The 14,949-nt window shown below is 75.9% G+C and carries 14 protein-coding genes; 8 read left to right on the top strand and 6 right to left on the bottom strand.

The features are described from left to right. Nucleotides 1-23: 23 nt before the first annotated feature. The 3 genes from ACI8AR_RS19375 to mmuM are packed head-to-tail and all read left to right on the top strand — an operon-like array spanning nucleotide 24 to nucleotide 2,017. Nucleotides 24-605, top strand: a complete 582-nt coding sequence (locus tag ACI8AR_RS19375) for a dihydrofolate reductase family protein (protein ID WP_457052444.1) — start codon at nucleotides 24-26, stop codon at nucleotides 603-605. A gap of 40 nt (nucleotides 606-645) precedes the next feature. Further along, nucleotides 646-1,107 (top strand): group II truncated hemoglobin, encoded by a 462-nt coding sequence (locus ACI8AR_RS19370; protein WP_457052443.1) that lies wholly within the window; start codon nucleotides 646-648, stop codon nucleotides 1,105-1,107. A 13-nt stretch (nucleotides 1,108-1,120) separates the two neighbouring features. Beyond that, entirely contained in the window at nucleotides 1,121-2,017 is an 897-nt protein-coding gene (gene mmuM / locus ACI8AR_RS19365) for a homocysteine S-methyltransferase (protein WP_457052442.1), read from the top strand. A gap of 84 nt (nucleotides 2,018-2,101) precedes the next feature. Here mmuM and ACI8AR_RS19360 read toward each other — a convergent pair whose 3' ends face one another. Next, nucleotides 2,102-2,959 carry an SDR family oxidoreductase gene (locus ACI8AR_RS19360; RefSeq protein ID WP_457052441.1) on the bottom strand — a complete coding sequence of 286 codons (858 nt, stop codon included), beginning with the start codon at nucleotides 2,957-2,959 and terminating at the stop codon, nucleotides 2,102-2,104. Between the two features lie 102 nt (nucleotides 2,960-3,061). Further along, complete coding sequence (locus ACI8AR_RS19355) at nucleotides 3,062-3,199, bottom strand: hypothetical protein (RefSeq protein ID WP_457052440.1); 138 nt, start codon at nucleotides 3,197-3,199, stop codon at nucleotides 3,062-3,064. Nucleotides 3,200-3,338: 139 nt separating this feature from the next. Between ACI8AR_RS19355 and ACI8AR_RS19350 the strand changes: the two genes are divergently transcribed. Then, entirely contained in the window at nucleotides 3,339-5,891 is a 2,553-nt protein-coding gene (locus ACI8AR_RS19350; protein ID WP_457052439.1) for a DEAD/DEAH box helicase, read from the top strand. 2 nt (nucleotides 5,892-5,893) lie between these two features. Here the strand turns inward: ACI8AR_RS19350 and ACI8AR_RS19345 are convergent, their stop codons facing one another. Next, complete coding sequence (locus ACI8AR_RS19345) at nucleotides 5,894-6,781, bottom strand: arginase family protein (RefSeq protein ID WP_457052438.1); 888 nt, start codon at nucleotides 6,779-6,781, stop codon at nucleotides 5,894-5,896. 77 nt (nucleotides 6,782-6,858) lie between these two features. Between ACI8AR_RS19345 and ACI8AR_RS19340 the strand changes: the two genes are divergently transcribed. The 3 genes from ACI8AR_RS19340 to ACI8AR_RS19330 all read left to right on the top strand — a co-directional run bounded on the left by ACI8AR_RS19340 (nucleotide 6,859) and on the right by ACI8AR_RS19330 (nucleotide 9,264). Beyond that, on the top strand, nucleotides 6,859-7,632 hold the full coding sequence (locus tag ACI8AR_RS19340) for a sulfite exporter TauE/SafE family protein (protein ID WP_457052437.1): 774 nt from the start codon (nucleotides 6,859-6,861) through the stop codon (nucleotides 7,630-7,632). Further along, nucleotides 7,629-8,393, top strand: coding sequence for a sulfite exporter TauE/SafE family protein (locus ACI8AR_RS19335; protein WP_457052436.1), 765 nt, complete (start codon nucleotides 7,629-7,631; stop codon nucleotides 8,391-8,393). Before ACI8AR_RS19340 ends, ACI8AR_RS19335 begins: the two co-directional genes overlap by 4 nt. A 130-nt stretch (nucleotides 8,394-8,523) precedes the next feature. After that, nucleotides 8,524-9,264 (top strand): hypothetical protein, encoded by a 741-nt coding sequence (locus ACI8AR_RS19330; protein WP_457052435.1) that lies wholly within the window; start codon nucleotides 8,524-8,526, stop codon nucleotides 9,262-9,264. 6 nt (nucleotides 9,265-9,270) lie between these two features. Here ACI8AR_RS19330 and ACI8AR_RS19325 read toward each other — a convergent pair whose 3' ends face one another. The 3 genes from ACI8AR_RS19325 to ACI8AR_RS19315 form a co-directional block, all read right to left on the bottom strand. Continuing rightward, nucleotides 9,271-9,687 carry a hypothetical protein gene (locus ACI8AR_RS19325; RefSeq protein ID WP_457052434.1) on the bottom strand — a complete coding sequence of 139 codons (417 nt, stop codon included), beginning with the start codon at nucleotides 9,685-9,687 and terminating at the stop codon, nucleotides 9,271-9,273. A 353-nt stretch (nucleotides 9,688-10,040) separates the two neighbouring features. Next, the gene (locus tag ACI8AR_RS19320; RefSeq protein WP_457052433.1) at nucleotides 10,041-11,714 is read right to left on the bottom strand and encodes an alpha-amylase family protein; all 1,674 of its coding nucleotides are present in this window, start codon (nucleotides 11,712-11,714) and stop codon (nucleotides 10,041-10,043) included. Nucleotides 11,715-11,777: 63 nt separating this feature from the next. Then, entirely contained in the window at nucleotides 11,778-12,809 is a 1,032-nt protein-coding gene (locus ACI8AR_RS19315; protein ID WP_457052432.1) for a TIGR03885 family FMN-dependent LLM class oxidoreductase, read from the bottom strand. A gap of 144 nt (nucleotides 12,810-12,953) precedes the next feature. On the opposite strand from ACI8AR_RS19315, the gene malQ reads away from it, so the two are divergent. Continuing rightward, nucleotides 12,954-14,843 (top strand): 4-alpha-glucanotransferase, encoded by a 1,890-nt coding sequence (malQ, locus tag ACI8AR_RS19310; protein WP_457052431.1) that lies wholly within the window; start codon nucleotides 12,954-12,956, stop codon nucleotides 14,841-14,843. The last annotated feature ends 106 nt before the right edge of the window (nucleotides 14,844-14,949 follow it).

Genomic DNA, 14,949 nt, shown 5'->3' with positions numbered 1-14,949 from the left:
AGCACTGCGTCCGAGGAGGAGCCGTGGGCAGGATCAGCATCGTCGAGAACGTCAGCCTGGACGGCGTCGTGCAGGCGCCGGCCGCACCGGACGAGGACACCCGCGGCGGGTTCACCCACGGCGGCTGGTTCGCGCCCTATCCCGACGGCGTCCTCGGCGAGGTCATGGGCCGCGGCATGGCGCGCGAGGGCGCCATGTTGTTCGGCCGGCGCACCTTCGAGTCGCTGCAGGCCGCGTGGGCGGGCACCACCGACAACCCGTTCGGCCCGGTGCTCGACGCGAAGCGGAAGTACGTCGCCACCCGGGACCCGGGCTACGCGCCGACGTGGGCGAACACCACGGTCCTCGCCGGCGACGCCGCCGCGACCGTCGCCGAGCTCAAGGCGACCGTCGACACCGACCTCACCGTGCTCGGCAGCCCCGACCTGCTGGCCACCCTCCTCCCGGCCGGCCTGGTCGACGACGCGTGGCTCGCCGTCGCGCCGGTCGCCCTGGGCAGCGGCCGCACCCTGTTCCCGGCCGGGGCGCACCTGCGCTGGGAGCTGGTCGAGTCGGTGCCGACGACGACTGGCGTCGTCCTGTCCCACTACCGCCTCGCGCGCTGAGTCCTTCCCCGCCGGCGGGGGCCGTGGTGCGCTGGCCGGCGTGCCACCCACGCTCTACGAGTGGGCCGGCGGCGCCCCGGCCTTCCGGCGCCTGATCGACGCGTTCTACGACCGGGTCGAGCGGGACGACCTGCTCGGCCCGCTGTTCCCCGGCGGCGTGTCCGAGGCGCACCGCGCGCACGTCACCGCCTGGTGGTGCGAGGTGTTCGGCGGCCCGGCGCTCTACTCCGAGCAGCTCGGCGGCTACGAGCGGATGCTCGCCCACCACCGCGGGCTGCGGCTGGTGCCCGAGCAGCGGTTCCGGTTCGCCACGCTGATGAGCCGCGCCGCCGACGACGCCGGCCTGCCCGACGACCCCGAGTTCCGCGCGGCCTTCGTCGGCTACGTCGAGTGGGGCACCCGCCTGGCGCTGGCCAACTCGCAGGACGGCGCCGCCGTCGTCGAGCACGCCCCGGTCCCGCGGTGGGGCTGGGGCGTGGCGCCGCCGTACCGGCCCTCCTGAGGACGATGGGGCGGTGACCTCCCTGCCCGCCGCGCTCGCCGCCGGCCCGGTCCTGCTCGACGGCGGCCTGTCCACCGAGCTCGAGGCCCACGGGCACGACGTCACGTCGGTGCTGTGGTCGGCGCGGCTGCTGCGCGACGACCCGGGGGCCGTCGTCGCCGCGCACGCCGCCTTCGCGGCCGCCGGGGCGCAGGTGGCGACGACGGCGAGCTACCAGGCGACCGTCGAGGGGTTCGCCGCGGTGGGCGTGGACCGGGACGAGGCGCTGGCGCTGGTCGCCCGCTCGGTGGCGCTGGCCCGGGAGGGGGCGCCGGGCGCGTGGGTGGCCGGGTCGGTCGGGCCGTACGGCGCCGCGCTGGCCGACGGCTCCGAATACACCGGCGCGTACGTGGCGGAGGTCGGCGTCGACCGGCTGCGCGCGTTCCACCGGCCGCGGATGGCCGCGCTCGCCGACGCCGGCGCCGACGTGCTGGCCTGCGAGACGCTGCCGGCCGCCGCCGAGGTGGAGGCGGTGCTGGCCGAGGCGACGTCGCGGGGCGTGCCGGTGTGGCTGTCGCTGACCACCGTCGTCGGCGCCGACGGCGTGGCGCGCACCCGCCGCGGCGAGCGCGCGGCGGAGGTGTTCGCGCTGGCGCGTGGCGTGCCCGAGGTGGTCGCCGTCGGCGTCAACTGCACCGACCCGGCCGGGGTGCTCCCGGCGCTGGCGGCCGCGGCGGCCGCGGGGGTGCCGCTGGTCGCGTACCCGAACAGCGGCGAGGGGTGGGACGCCGCGGCCCGGCGCTGGACGGGCACCGGTGGCATCGACCCCGGCGACGCCGCGGCGTGGGTGGCCGCCGGCGCGCGGCTGGTCGGCGGCTGCTGCCGGGTGCGCCCGGCCGACGTCGCCGCGCTGGCACGCACGATCAGGTGACCTGATCGTGCCGCGTCCTGGCACACCGCCGACGGTGAGCCAGGACGCGTCAGCGTGAGCTCAGCTGATCATCCGCGGACGGCGCTACAGGATGGGGTTGCCGCCGGTCACCGCGACGCGTGCGCCCGACACGTAGGACGCCTCGTCGCTGGCCAGCAGCACGTACACCGGCGCGAGCTCGGCCGGCTGACCGGCGCGGCCCATCGGCACCTGCTGGCCGAAGCTGGCCACCTTCTCCTCGGGCATGGTCGCGGGGATCAGCGGCGTCCAGACCGGCCCGGGCGCGACGCTGTTGGCCCGGATGCCCTTCTCGGCGTACATCTGCGCGAGGCTCGCGGTGAAGTTCGCGATGCCGGCCTTGGTCATGGCGTAGGGCGCGAGGCTCGGGCTCGGCATGTCGGAGTTCACCGACGACGAGTTGATGATCGACCCGCCCGACGGCATGTGCGGGATCACGTCCTTGCAGAGGGTGAACATCGCGGTGAGGTTGGTGGCCACCGTGTGGTCCCACTCCTCGTCGGAGACCTCCTCCAGGCTGTCGTGCGACATCTGGAAGGCGGCGTTGTTCACCAGGACGTCGACCTTGCCGAACTCCTCGACGGCCTTCGGGATGATCGTCTTGGCGTGCGCCCGGTCGGAGAGGTCACCGGGCACCAGCACGCACCGGCGGCCGGCCTCCTCGACGTACTTCTTCGTGTCCTCGGCGTCCTCGTGCTCGGAGAGGTACGAGATGAGCACGTCGGCGCCCTCGCGGGCGAAGGCGATCGCGACGGCGCGGCCGATGCCGCTGTCGCCGCCGGTGATGACCGCGGCCTTGCCGGCCAGGCGGCCCGACCCGCGGTAGGTCTCCTCACCGTGGTCGGGCTTCGGCTCCATCTCGCCGAGCGTGCCCGGCGGGGTCTGCTGCTGCTCGGGCTGGGACTCGGGGCGGGGTGACGACACGGGGGGCTCCTCCTGCTGGCGGTCCGGCGGGGCGGGTCTGCTCCCCGTCCCGCCCTCGCCGACCCGCCTACCCGCGCGTCCCCGCGCGGAACCCGGGCGGCCTCAGGCCGCGCGCCGCGGCCGCGCCTTCGCGGCCGGCTGCGGCGAGCCCCACCGCATCTCGATCCGGCGACGCCCGTCGGCGTCGGTCACCGTCACCCAGTGGCACTCAGGGCAGTTCTTCTCCAGCATGCGTCGCATCCACCTTCCGTTCACCTTCCGTTCACCTTGATGGGCGGAGGCGATCCGCGCCACACCCCACCGGGCGAGTCGTGACCGTTTCGTTACGCCGCCCCGGCGTCGGGGAAGGCCGGGACCGTCGGGCACGCTGTCCCTCACGATGACCGCGACCGCGCCCCTCCCCCTGCTCGACGACCCCGGCGACCTCACCGCCCTCCGGGCGCGCGGCAGCGACCCCGACGAGCTGTTCACCTCCTTCGCGGCCTGGGCCGAGGACGGCGGCACGCCGCTGTACCCGCACCAGGAGGAGGCGCTGATCGAGCTGGTCAGCGGCGCGAACGTCGTCCTCGCGACGCCGACCGGGTCGGGCAAGTCCCTGGTCGCCACCGGCGCGCAGTACGCGGCGATGGCGGCCGGGCGGCGCAGCTTCTACACCGCGCCGATCAAGGCCCTGGTGAGCGAGAAGTTCTTCGCGCTGTGCGGGGTGTTCGGCGCGGCCAACGTCGGCATGCTCACCGGCGACGCGAGCGTCAACGCCGGCGCGCCGGTCATCGCCTGCACGGCCGAGGTGCTCGCCAACGTGGCGCTGCGCGAGGGCGCCGACGCCGACATCGGCCTCGTCGTCATGGACGAGTTCCACTTCTACGGCGACCCCGACCGCGGCTGGGCCTGGCAGGTGCCGCTGCTGGAGCTGCCCCGGGCGCAGTTCCTGCTGATGAGCGCCACGCTCGGCAACACCGACGCGCTGCAGGAGGACCTCACCCGCCGCACCGGCCGGCCCACCGCGCTGGTCGCCGGCGCCGAGCGCCCGGTCCCCCTGCACCACTGGTACGCGACGACGCCGGCGCACGAGACCATCCAGGAGCTCCTGGACACGCGGCAGGCGCCGGTCTACGTCGTGCACTTCACCCAGGCCCAGGCGCTGGAGCGGGCGCAGGCGCTGATGAGCGTCAACGTGTGCACCAAGGAGGAGAAGGCCGCCATCGCCGACGCGATCGGCGGGTTCCGGTTCACCTCGGCCTTCGGGACGACGCTGTCGCGGCTGGTGCGCCACGGCATCGGCGTCCACCACGCGGGGATGCTGCCCAAGTACCGGCGGCTGGTGGAGCAGCTGGCCCAGGCCGGCCTGCTCAAGGTCATCTGCGGCACCGACACCCTCGGCGTCGGCATCAACGTGCCCATCCGCACCGTCGTGTTCTCCGCGCTGAGCAAGTACGACGGCAGCCGCACCCGGCTGCTCAACGCCCGCGAGTTCCACCAGATCGCCGGGCGGGCCGGGCGCGCGGGCTACGACACCGCGGGCACCGTCGTCGTCCAGGCGCCCGAGCACGAGGTGGAGAACCTCCGGCAGTTCGCCAAGGTCGCCGACGACCCGAAGAAGCGCCGCAAGCTGGTCCGGAAGAAGGCCCCCGAGGGGATGGTGCCGTGGTCGAAGTCGACCATGGAGCGCCTGGTCGCCGCCGAGCCGGAGCCGCTGACCAGCCACATGCGCGTGACGACGGCGATGCTGCTCGACGTCGTCGACCGGCCCGGCGACCCGGTCGCGGCGCTGCGCCGGCTGCTCACCGACAACCACGAGCCGCGCAAGCGGCAGCTCAGGCTGATCCGGGAGGCGGTGGGCATCGCCCGCTCGCTGCTGCAGGCCGGCGTGCTGGAGCGGCTGCCCGAGCCGGAGCCCGACGGCCGGCGCCACCGGCTGACGGTCGACCTGCCGCCGGACTTCGCGCTCAACCAGCCGCTGTCGACGTTCGCCCTCGCCGCGATCGAGCTGCTCGACCCCGCCTCGGACACCTTCGCCCTCGACGTCGTCAGCGTCGTGGAGGCCACCCTCGACGACCCGCGGCAGATCCTGGCCGCGCAGCTGAACAAGGTGCGCGGCGAGGCGGTCGCGCAGATGAAGGCCGAGGGCATCGAGTACGACGAGCGGATCGAGCTGCTCGAGGACGTCACCTACCCGAAGCCGCTCGAGGAGCTGCTCGAGCACGCCTTCGCCGTCTACGTGCGCAGCAACCCGTGGGCCGCCGACGCGCACCCCTCGCCGAAGTCCGTCGTCCGCGAGACGTGGGAGCGGGCGATGACGTTCAAGGAGCTGGTGTCCACCTACGGGCTGACCCGCTCCGAGGGCGCGGTGCTGCGCTACCTCTCCGACGCGGTGAAGGCGCTGCGGTCCGGCGTGCCCGCGGCCGCCCGCACCGAGGAGGTCACCGACGTCGTCGAGTGGCTCGGCGAGCTGGTGCGGCAGGTGGACTCCAGCCTGCTCGACGAGTGGGAGCAGCTGACCAGCCCGGACCAGCCGCTGGACGAGCCGGTCGCCGTCCCGGCGCGGGCCCGGCCGCTCACCGGCAACGAGCGGGCGTTCACCGCCATGGTCCGCAACGCGCTGTTCGCCCGGGTGCAGCTGTGGGCGCGGCGCCGCTGGTACGACCTCGGCGAGCTCGACGCCGGCTCCGGCTGGGACGCCGAGCGGTGGGGTGAGGTGGTCCGCGGCTACTTCGCCGAGCACGCCGAGGTGGGCACCGGCGCCGACGCCCGCGGCCCGGCGCTGCTGGTCTGGGACCGCAGCGAGCCCGGCGTCTGGAGGGTGCGGCAGATCCTGGACGACCCGGCCGGCGACCACGACTGGGGCATCGACGCCGAGGTCGACCTGGCCGCCTCCGACGAGGCCGGCGAGCTGGTGCTGCGCGTCGTCGACGCCGGCCGCAAGGACGCCTGACCTCAGGACGGCAGCGGCGTCGCGCGGGCGCAGACCTCCTCGAGCAGGTCCAGCGCCGTCGCCCGCAGCCGCCCCGCCGGGTCGAGGGCGGGGTCGTAGGACGCCAGCGTCAGCGACACCACCGGCAGCCGCGACGCCGTCCGCTCCAGCAGGTCGAGCACGTCGCCGGCGCCGAGCCCGTCCGGCGCGGCGTGGTCGTTGGCCGGGGCGATCGACGGGTCGTACACGTCGAGGTCGACGTGCAGGTGGACGGCGTCCACGCGGGCGGCGAGGGTGGTCAGGGCGGCGTCGAGCGCCGCGCCGTCGCGCACCCGCCCCGGCGGGAGCCAGGCGACGCCCGACGCCCGCAGGACGGCCTGCTGCGCCGGGGAGAGGTCGCGGGCGCCGGCGAGCACGACGTCGCGCTGGTCCAGCGGCACGAACCCCGGGACGCGCGCGGCCAACGCGCGCCAGCAGCGGCCGACCACGACCGCCAGGCCCTGCCCGTCGAGGAACCCGCCGGTGTCCTCCTCGGGGGTGTTGAAGTCGCCGTGGGCGTCGAGCCAGACGAGCCCGATCCGCCGACCGGACCCGGTCAGGCCGGCGAGGACGCCGAGGGTGGTGCCGCAGTTGCCGGACAGCAGCACCGGCACCGTCCCCGACGGGCGGACCGTGGCCACGGCCGAGGCGACCGCCCGGCAGAGCTCGAAGGCCGTCGTCAGCTCGGCCCGCCACGCGTCCCCCGGGCCGACCACCTGCTCGGTCACGGCGTGCCCGCGCCCGCGCAACCGGCCGGCGGCCCCGCCGCGGACCAGCGCCGTCGGGCCCGCCCCCATCCGGCGCTCCTCGTGGCCGGAGTCGAAGGGGACGCGCAGCAGGTGGACCGGCGGACGTGCTGGGGACCCCGTCACGGGGCGATCCCACCACGGTCCGGGAGCCGCGGCCGGGCCGCGGGGACCGGCGTGCCAGGCTCGACGGCGATGTGCGCATGACCGGAGCGGAGATCGCCGCCGTGCTCGCCGCCGGGGGCGCGGCGGGCGCGATCAACGCCGTCGTCGGGTCCGGGACGCTGGTCACCTTCCCGGTGCTGCTGGCCACCGGGCTGCCGCCGGTCACCGCGAGCGTGTCCAACACGCTGGGGCTCGTGCCGGGCAACGTCAGCGGCGCGGTCGGCTACCGCCGCGAGCTCGCCGGGCAGCGGGGACTGGTGCTGCGGCTGCTGCCGGCGTCGGCGCTGGGCGCGCTGACCGGCGCGGTCCTGCTGCTGCACCTGCCCGCGGCGGCGTTCGAGGCGGTGGTGCCGGTGCTGGTCGGGCTGGCCGTCGTGCTGGTCGCCGTCCAGCCGCTGCTGACCCGCCGGCTGGCCGCCCGCCGCACCGACGGCGGCGCGACGCCGCACGGGTGGCGGCTGGCCGGCCTGGTCGCCGGCGCGTACGCGACCGGCAGCTACGGCGGCTACTTCGCCGCCAGCCAGGGCGTGCTGCAGATGGGGGTGTTCGGGCTGCTGCTCGCGGAGCCGCTGCAGCGCCTCAACGCGCTCAAGAACGTGCTCAGCGCCGCGGTGAACGCCGTCGCGGCGACGGCCTACGTCGTCTTCGCGACCGACCGGGTCGACTGGGCTGCCGCCGGGCTGGTCGCCGGCGGCTCCGTGGTGGGCGGGGCGCTCGGCGCCCGGTACGGCCGCCGGCTGCCCGCGGCGGTCCTGCGGACGGCGATCGTCGTGCTCGGTTGCGTCGCCATCGGCGTGCTGGTGGCCCGGTGAACGCGCTGGAGTGGCTGCTGCTGGTCCTCGCCGGGCTCGGCGCCGGGCTGGCCGGCAGCATCGCCGGGCTGGCCTCGCTGGTGAGCTACCCGGCGCTGCTGGCCACCGGGCTGCCGCCGGTGACCGCCAACGTCACCAACACCGTCGCGCTGGTGCTGACCAGCGTGGGGTCGGTGAGCGCGTCCCGGCCGGAGCTGGCCGGGCAGGGCCGGCGGCTGCTGCCGCTGGCCGCCGCCGGGGTGGTCGGCGGGGTGGCGGGCGCGGCGCTGCTGCTGCTCACCCCCGCCGAGGCGTTCGAGCGGCTGGTCCCGCTGCTCATCGGCGGCGCGGCGCTGGCGATCCTGCTGCAGCGGCCGCCGGGCGAGCTGGCCGAGGAGGGCCGCCGGCTGCACGGCGCCCGGGACCCGTGGTGGCTGGTCGCCGGCACCGGCGTCATCGGGGTCTACGGCGGCTACTTCGGCGCCGCCGCCGGGGTGCTGCTGCTCGCGCTGGTGCTGCTGGGCACCGGCGAGGGCCTGCCTCGCAGCAACGCGCTCAAGAACGTCGTCCTGGGGGCGGCGAACGCGGTGGCCGCCGTCGGGTTCGTGGTGCTCGCGCCGGTGGCCTGGAGCGCCGCGCTGCCGCTGGCGCTGGGCTGCCTGGCCGGCGGCCGGCTCGGCCCGCGGGTCGTGCGGCGCGTGCCGCAGACCCTGCTCCGCCGGCTGATCGCGCTGGCCGGGCTGGGGCTGGCCGTCGTCCTCGCCGTGCAGGCCTACGGATGACGCCGCGCGGTGGACCCCAGGGTGGTGCGCGCGGGGCCGCTGGACCAAGGTGACCTCGAGTCGCGGCACGGGCAGGTCCGGGAAGTGGCCACCGGGGAGGACCGGTGACCAGGACGACGGGAGTGGACGGGTGACGGCGAGTGATGCGGCGACGCGGTTCCTGGACGCCCTGCAGGACCCGCCCGGCGACGGCGAGGACGGCCCGGAGATGGTGCCCTCCCGGCTGGCCCGGGCGGCCGCGGAGGCGGTCCGGGTGGACGGCGCGGCGCTGAGCATCCACGAGGGCGCCGGCGTGCGGACGCCGATCGGCGCCAGCGACCGCACCACCTCGCGGGCCGAGCAGCTGCAGTTCACCGCCGGCGACGGCCCGTGCCTGCGCGCCCACGACACCGGCAGCGCCATCGTCTTCGACATCGAGGACATCCACCGCAACTGGCCCGAGCTGCACGAGGCGCTGATCGGCGAGACGCCGTTCCGCGCGGTGTTCTCGGTGCCGCTGGCCCCGCCGCTGGGACCGACGGTGATCGTCGACCTCTACGCGCGGGAGCTGGCCACGCTCACCGGCGTCCCGCGCGACGACGTCGAGGCGGTCGTCGTGTGCCTGACCGAGGAGCTGGTGCGGGCCTCCGGCGGGGTGGCCGACGAGGGCGGGCACCGGTGGTGGGACTCCCCCGACGCCCGCCGCCGCAGCCGCGTGTGGCAGGCGACCGGCGTGGCCACGGTGGCGCTCGGCCTCGACGTCGTGGACACCCTCACCGTGCTGCGCGCCCACGCCTTCGCCACCGGGCGGGTGGTCGACGACGTCGCCGACGACATCGTCGAGGGCCGGCTGGACCCCGCCACGCTGCGCGACCCGGACACGGTGGGCTGAGCCGCCCTACCGGGCGGTGTAGGCGGCGAGGAAGAGCACGAACGCGCTGGAGCCGAGCAGCAGGCGGGCCGGGGTCAGCCCGTTGATCAACCCCGCGGTCGCCTCCACCCAGGCCGGCCGCACCGCGGCCTCCCGGGCGCCGCGGCGGACCAGCCGCACCTCGTCGGCCAGCAGCGCCCCGGCCGCGCCGAGCATCACCAGCCCGACGACGAGGAACACCAGCGCCAGGCGCTCGGCGAACGCCTCGGCCCGCCCGCCGAGCAGCAGGACGGCGACCACCCCGGCCAGCAGGCCGAGGACCGCGCCGGCGGCCGGCGCCCACGGGCCCATGCGGGTCAGCGGGTCGCCCCGGCGGGCCCGGACCACCGGCGGCCGCCCGGTCACCGGCCCGGTCGGGTGGGGGCCGCCCTCGGAGCCGGGCACGGGGCCGCCCGTCGCCGGTGCGCCCGTCGCCGGTCCCCCCGTCGCCGGTCCACCCGCCACCGGTCCGCCCGGAGGGCCGCCGGGGGCAGGGGCGGCGGTTCCGGGGGACGCCTGGCCGGCCGCGGTCGCCCCGCCCGCACCCGGGCCGCCGGGCGGGTACTGCACGGGGGCGGTCGCGGGTGCGGTCGGCGGGGCGGGGTGCGCGGGGACGGCGGGCTCGGTCATCACCGGCGACGCTAGGCCGCCCCTCCGACAGGTCCGCGCAGGTCGGCCGGGCGCGGCGGGACCGGCCGGTCCGGCACCGGGAGGACGCGGCGCGCGACCACGCCCCGTCGTCGCGGGATGACGGGGCGTCAGAGCAGCCGGCGGCTGTCCTCGGCGACCACCCGCAGCCAGCGGTACCCGTAGCCGTCGAGCGCCAGCTCCACCGCGCCGTCGTCGCCGATCGGCGTGGCCCGGGTGACCAGCAGGTCCTCCAACCGGTGCGAGGCGTCGCAGCCGTCGAGCACGAGCGGCACGACGCGCGGCTCGGGGCCGAGGTTGTGCACGGCGACCAGCGTGCCGTCGTCCCACTCGCAGACGTGCGCGAGCACCTCCGGGTGCGGCTGCCCGAGCACCCGGAACGAGCCCCAGCCCAGCTCCGGCGACTCGCGGTAGCGGCGGATGAGCAGCTTCATGAACGACAGCAGCGAGTCCGGGTCGCGGCGCTGGTCGGCGACGTTGACGAACTCCGGGGCGAAGCCGCCGGAGACCACGGGCCCGGGCAGCCGGTCGGCGTCGGCGGTGGAGAAGCCGCCGTTGCGCCCGGCGGTCCACTGCATCGGCGTCCGGACGGCGAGCCGGCCCTCGGCGTCGAGGTCCTCGCCCATGCCGATCTCCTCGCCGTAGAAGAGCACCGGCGTGCCGGGCAGCGAGAACAGGAGGCTGTAGACCATGCGCACCCGCCGCGGGTCGCCGTCGAGCATCGGCGGCAGCCGGCGGCGCAGGCCGCGGCCGTAGACCTGCATCCGCTCCTCGGGGCCGAAGGCGGCGAAGACCTCCTTGCGCTCGTCCTCGGAGAGCTTGTCGAGGGTGAGCTCGTCGTGGTTGCGGACGAACGTCGCCCACTGGCTGTCGGGGTCCACCTCGGGGCGGCCGGTGAGCGCCTGCACCAGCGGGCCGGCGTCGGCGCGGGCCAGCGACAGGTACATCGCCTGCATGCCGACGAAGTCGAACAGCATGGTCAGCTCGTCGCCGTCGTCGCCGCCGAAGAACTCCCGCTGCTGCTCGTGCGGCAGGTTCACCTCGCCGAGCAGCACGCCGCTGCCGGTGCGCCGGCCGACCAGCGAGCGCAGCGCGCGCAGGTACTCGTGCGGGTCGGGGAAGTGCTCGGCGTCGGCGCCGTCCTGGGTCTCGAGGAAGAACGGGACGGCGTCCACGCGGAAGCCCGACAGGCCCAGCTGCAGCCAGAAGCCCATGAGCTTGGCGACCTCGTCGCGCACCCGCGGGTTGGTGACGTCGAGGTCGGGCTGCTCCTTGTAGAACCGGTGCAGGTACCACTCCCCCGTCGGCTCGTTGCGCGTCCAGACCGAGTCCTCCTGGTCGGGGAAGACGACCTGGTCGGAGGTGTCCGGCGGCTCGTCGTCGCGCCACACGTAGAAGTCGTGGAAGGGCGCGTCGCGGCTCTGCCGGCCCTGCTGGAACCAGGGGTGCCGGATCGAGGTGTGGTTGACGACGAGGTCGGCGATCACCCGGATGCCGCGGTCATTGGCCGTGCGGATGACCTCGACCAGGTCGCCGTGCGTGCCCAGCCGCGGGTCGACGCCGTAGAAGTCGGTGATGTCGTAGCCGTCGTCGCGCTCGGCGGTCGGGTAGAAGGGCATCAGCCACAGGCAGGTGACGCCGAGGTCGGCGAGGTGGTCGATCCGCTGCGCCAGGCCCGCGAGGTCCCCGCACCCGTCGCCGTTCCAGTCCATGAACGTCTCGACGTCGAGGCAGTACACGACCGCCGTCTTCCACCAGAGGTCCGCCGTGTCCGTGATCCGCACCCGGCGAGCCTGTCGATCACGGCCCCGCGCGGCAACCGGACGGTGCAGGGCCGCTTCGGGCGGCTACTTCAGGACGGCGGGCTGGGGCTCCTGGTGCGGCCGCAGCGGGTTGACCGCGACGGCCGGCGCGGGCCGGGTGACGTCGAGCCGCGGCAGCACGTGCTCGCCGAACGCGTCGAGGAACGGCTTCTGCTCCTTGCCCACGTGGTGCAGGTAGACCTGGTCGAAGCCGAGGTCGACGTACTCGGCGATCCACGCGGCGTGCTGCCCGAGGTCGGAGGACACCCGCACCGCCGTCGTCACGTCCTCGGGGCGCACGTGCGCGCTGGCCTGGTCGAAGGCCGTCGTCGTGTCGAGGTCCCAGCACAGCGGCGGCGGGAACACGTTGCTGCGCCACTGGTCGTGCGCGATCCCCAGCGCGCGGTCCTCGTCGGGGTCCCAGGAGACGTGCACCTGGATGGTCAGCGTCCCCTGCCCCCCGGCGTCCCGGTAGGACGAGACGACGTCGCGCAGCACGTCGTGCGGCTGGTTGATGGTGACCAGCCCGTCGGCCCACTCGGCGTGCCGGGCGGCGGTGCGGGCGGTGACGGCGGGGGCGATGAGCGCGGGCTGCTGCTCGGGCAGCGTCCAGATCTGCGCGCGGTCGACGACGACCAGCCCGTCGTGGCTGACCTCCTCGCCGGCCAGCAGCGCGCGGATGACGTCGACGCACTCGCGCAGCCGCGCGTCGCGGATGTCCTTGTTCGGCCACACGTGCCCGCTGACGTGCTCGTTCATCGCCTCGCCGGACCCCAGCGCGGCCCAGAACCGGCCGGGGAACATCGCGCCGAGGGTCGCGATCGCCTGCGCGACGATCACCGGGTGGTAGCGCTGCCCGGGGGCGTTGACCACGCCGAAGGGCAGCCCGGTGGTGGCCAGCGCCGCGCCGAGCCAGGACCACGCGAAGCCCGACTCCCCCTGCCGCGGGTTCCACGGCGTCAGGTGGTCCGAGCACATCGCCGCGGTGAACCCGACCTCCTCGGCGTGCTGCGAGGCGGTCAGGAGCTCGGCCGGGTGGACCTGCTCGTGCGAGTTGTGGAAGCCGATCACGGTCACCGGTCGTGCCTACCCCAGCGCCTGGTCAGCGGCCACAGGACCGCCGGGTGCCGGAACCGCCGCCGGCCCGGGAGGGACGGGAGGAGAGCGGCGCCACGCCGCGCCTGCGCTGCGATCAGCCCGGCCCGCCGTGAGGATCGGGGGGTGACACGCACCAGCAGCACCGACCGCTGGGGCATCGACGCCACCTGGCTCGACGCCCTCGACGAGGAACACGAGGTCGCCCAGGCCACCATCGACCGCCTGCGGGAGGTGATCGGCGAGCCGCCGGAGGACCTCGAGCACCGGGCGCCCATCGTCGCCCGACCCGGCGACGTCCTGGAGGTCGACGAGGCCGAGGTGACCCTCGAGGACGGGTCCACCCGGCACGTCGACGGCGAGCTGCCCGCCGACTTCCCGCTGGGCTACCACTGGCTGCAGGAGCCCGGGGGCCCGCGGCGCCGGCTGGTCGTGTCCCCCGGCCGGTGCTGGCTGCCCGAGGACCGCGCGTGGGGGTGGGCGGTGCAGCTCTACGCCACCCGCAGCCGCGGCAGCTGGGGCATCGGCGACCTCGCCGACCTGCGCGCCGTCCGCGAGATGGCCGCCGGTCAGGGCGCGGGCTTCGTGCTCGTCAACCCGCTGCACGCCGTCGCCCCGACCCCGCAGCAGGAGGCCAGCCCCTACCTGCCGGCCACCCGCCGCTTCCGCAACCCCGTCTACCTCCGCGTCGAGGAGGTCCCCGGCGCCGACCGCGTGGACCTCGACGGCGACGCCGGCCGCGCCCTGTCCGAGGGCGACCTGATCGACCGCGACGCGATCTGGGCGCGCAAGCGTGAGGTCCTGCGCCGGGTGTTCGACGCCACCGGCGGCGACGACCCCGCCTTCCCCGACTGGTGGTGGCACCAGGGGCAGAAGCTGCAGGACTGGGCCACCTGGTGCGCGCTGGCCGACGTCCACGGCCCCGACTGGCACACCTGGCCCGAGGAGCTGCGCGACCCGCGCAGCGGCGCCGTCGGCTCCTTCGCGGCCGAGCACGAGCGCGACGTCGCCTTCCACGCCTGGCTGCAGTGGTGCCTGGCGCTGCAGCTCGAGCGCGCCACCGAGGGCATGACGGTCATCCAGGACCTGCCGATCGGCGTGGCCGGCGGCGGCGCCGACGCCTGGACCTGGCAGGGGGTGCTCGCGCAGGGCGCGACCGTCGGGGCGCCGCCGGACGAGTTCAACGCGCAGGGCCAGGACTGGGGCTCCCCGCCGCTGGTGCCGTGGCGGCTGCAGGAGTGGGACTACGAGCCGTTCGTCGAGTCCATCCGCGCCACGATGGCCGGCGCCGGCGGCCTGCGCATCGACCACGTCATGGGCCTGTTCCGGCTGTGGTGGGTGCCCTCGGGCGGCAGCGCGGCCGACGGCGCCTACGTCCGCTACCCCGCCGAGGACCTGCTGGACATCGTCGCGCTGGAGAGCCACCGGGCGCAGGCGGTCGTCGTCGGCGAGGACCTGGGCACGGTCGAGGACGGCGTCCGGGAGGCCATGGCCGAGCACGGCATCCTCAGCTACCGGCTGCTGTGGTTCGAGGACGACGACCCGGCCGAGTGGCCCGAGGAGGCGATGGCCGCGATCACCACGCACGACCTGCCGACGGTGGCGGGGCTGTGGACCGGGGCCGACGTCGAGGAGCAGCGCGAGCACGGCACCGGCAGCGACGAGGAGCTCGAGCGCGGCCGGCGGTCGCTGCTGGAGCGGCTGCCGGGGCTGCAGGAGAACGCGGAGCCGGAGGCGGCGGTCAAGCGGGCGCACGAGCTGCTCGGGCAGGCGCCGTCGCTGCTGCTGTCGGCCACCCTCGACGACGCGCTCGCCGTGCGGCGCCGGCCCAACATGCCCGGCACCACCGACCGGCCCAACTGGTCGCTGCCGCTGCCGGTGCCCGTCGAGGACCTCGCGGGGCACCCGCTGCTGCAGGAGGTCGCGCAGACCCTCGCCGCGGGCGTGCTCGCGACGGCCGACCCCGAGGAGGACGCGATCGGCGAGCAGGCCGGCGGGGAGGCCCGGCGGGACTGACCGGCCCGCGAGACGAGTCCGGGGGGGGGGCCCCCGGGGGGGCCCGCCCGCCGCGCGTGCCACACCCGGCACAGGATAACCCACCCCCACCCCCGGCGCTGCCGGG

The sequence above is a fragment of the Geodermatophilus sp. SYSU D01036 genome, assembly GCF_054050435.1.
This window is presented reverse-complemented; position numbering and strand designations above follow the sequence as displayed.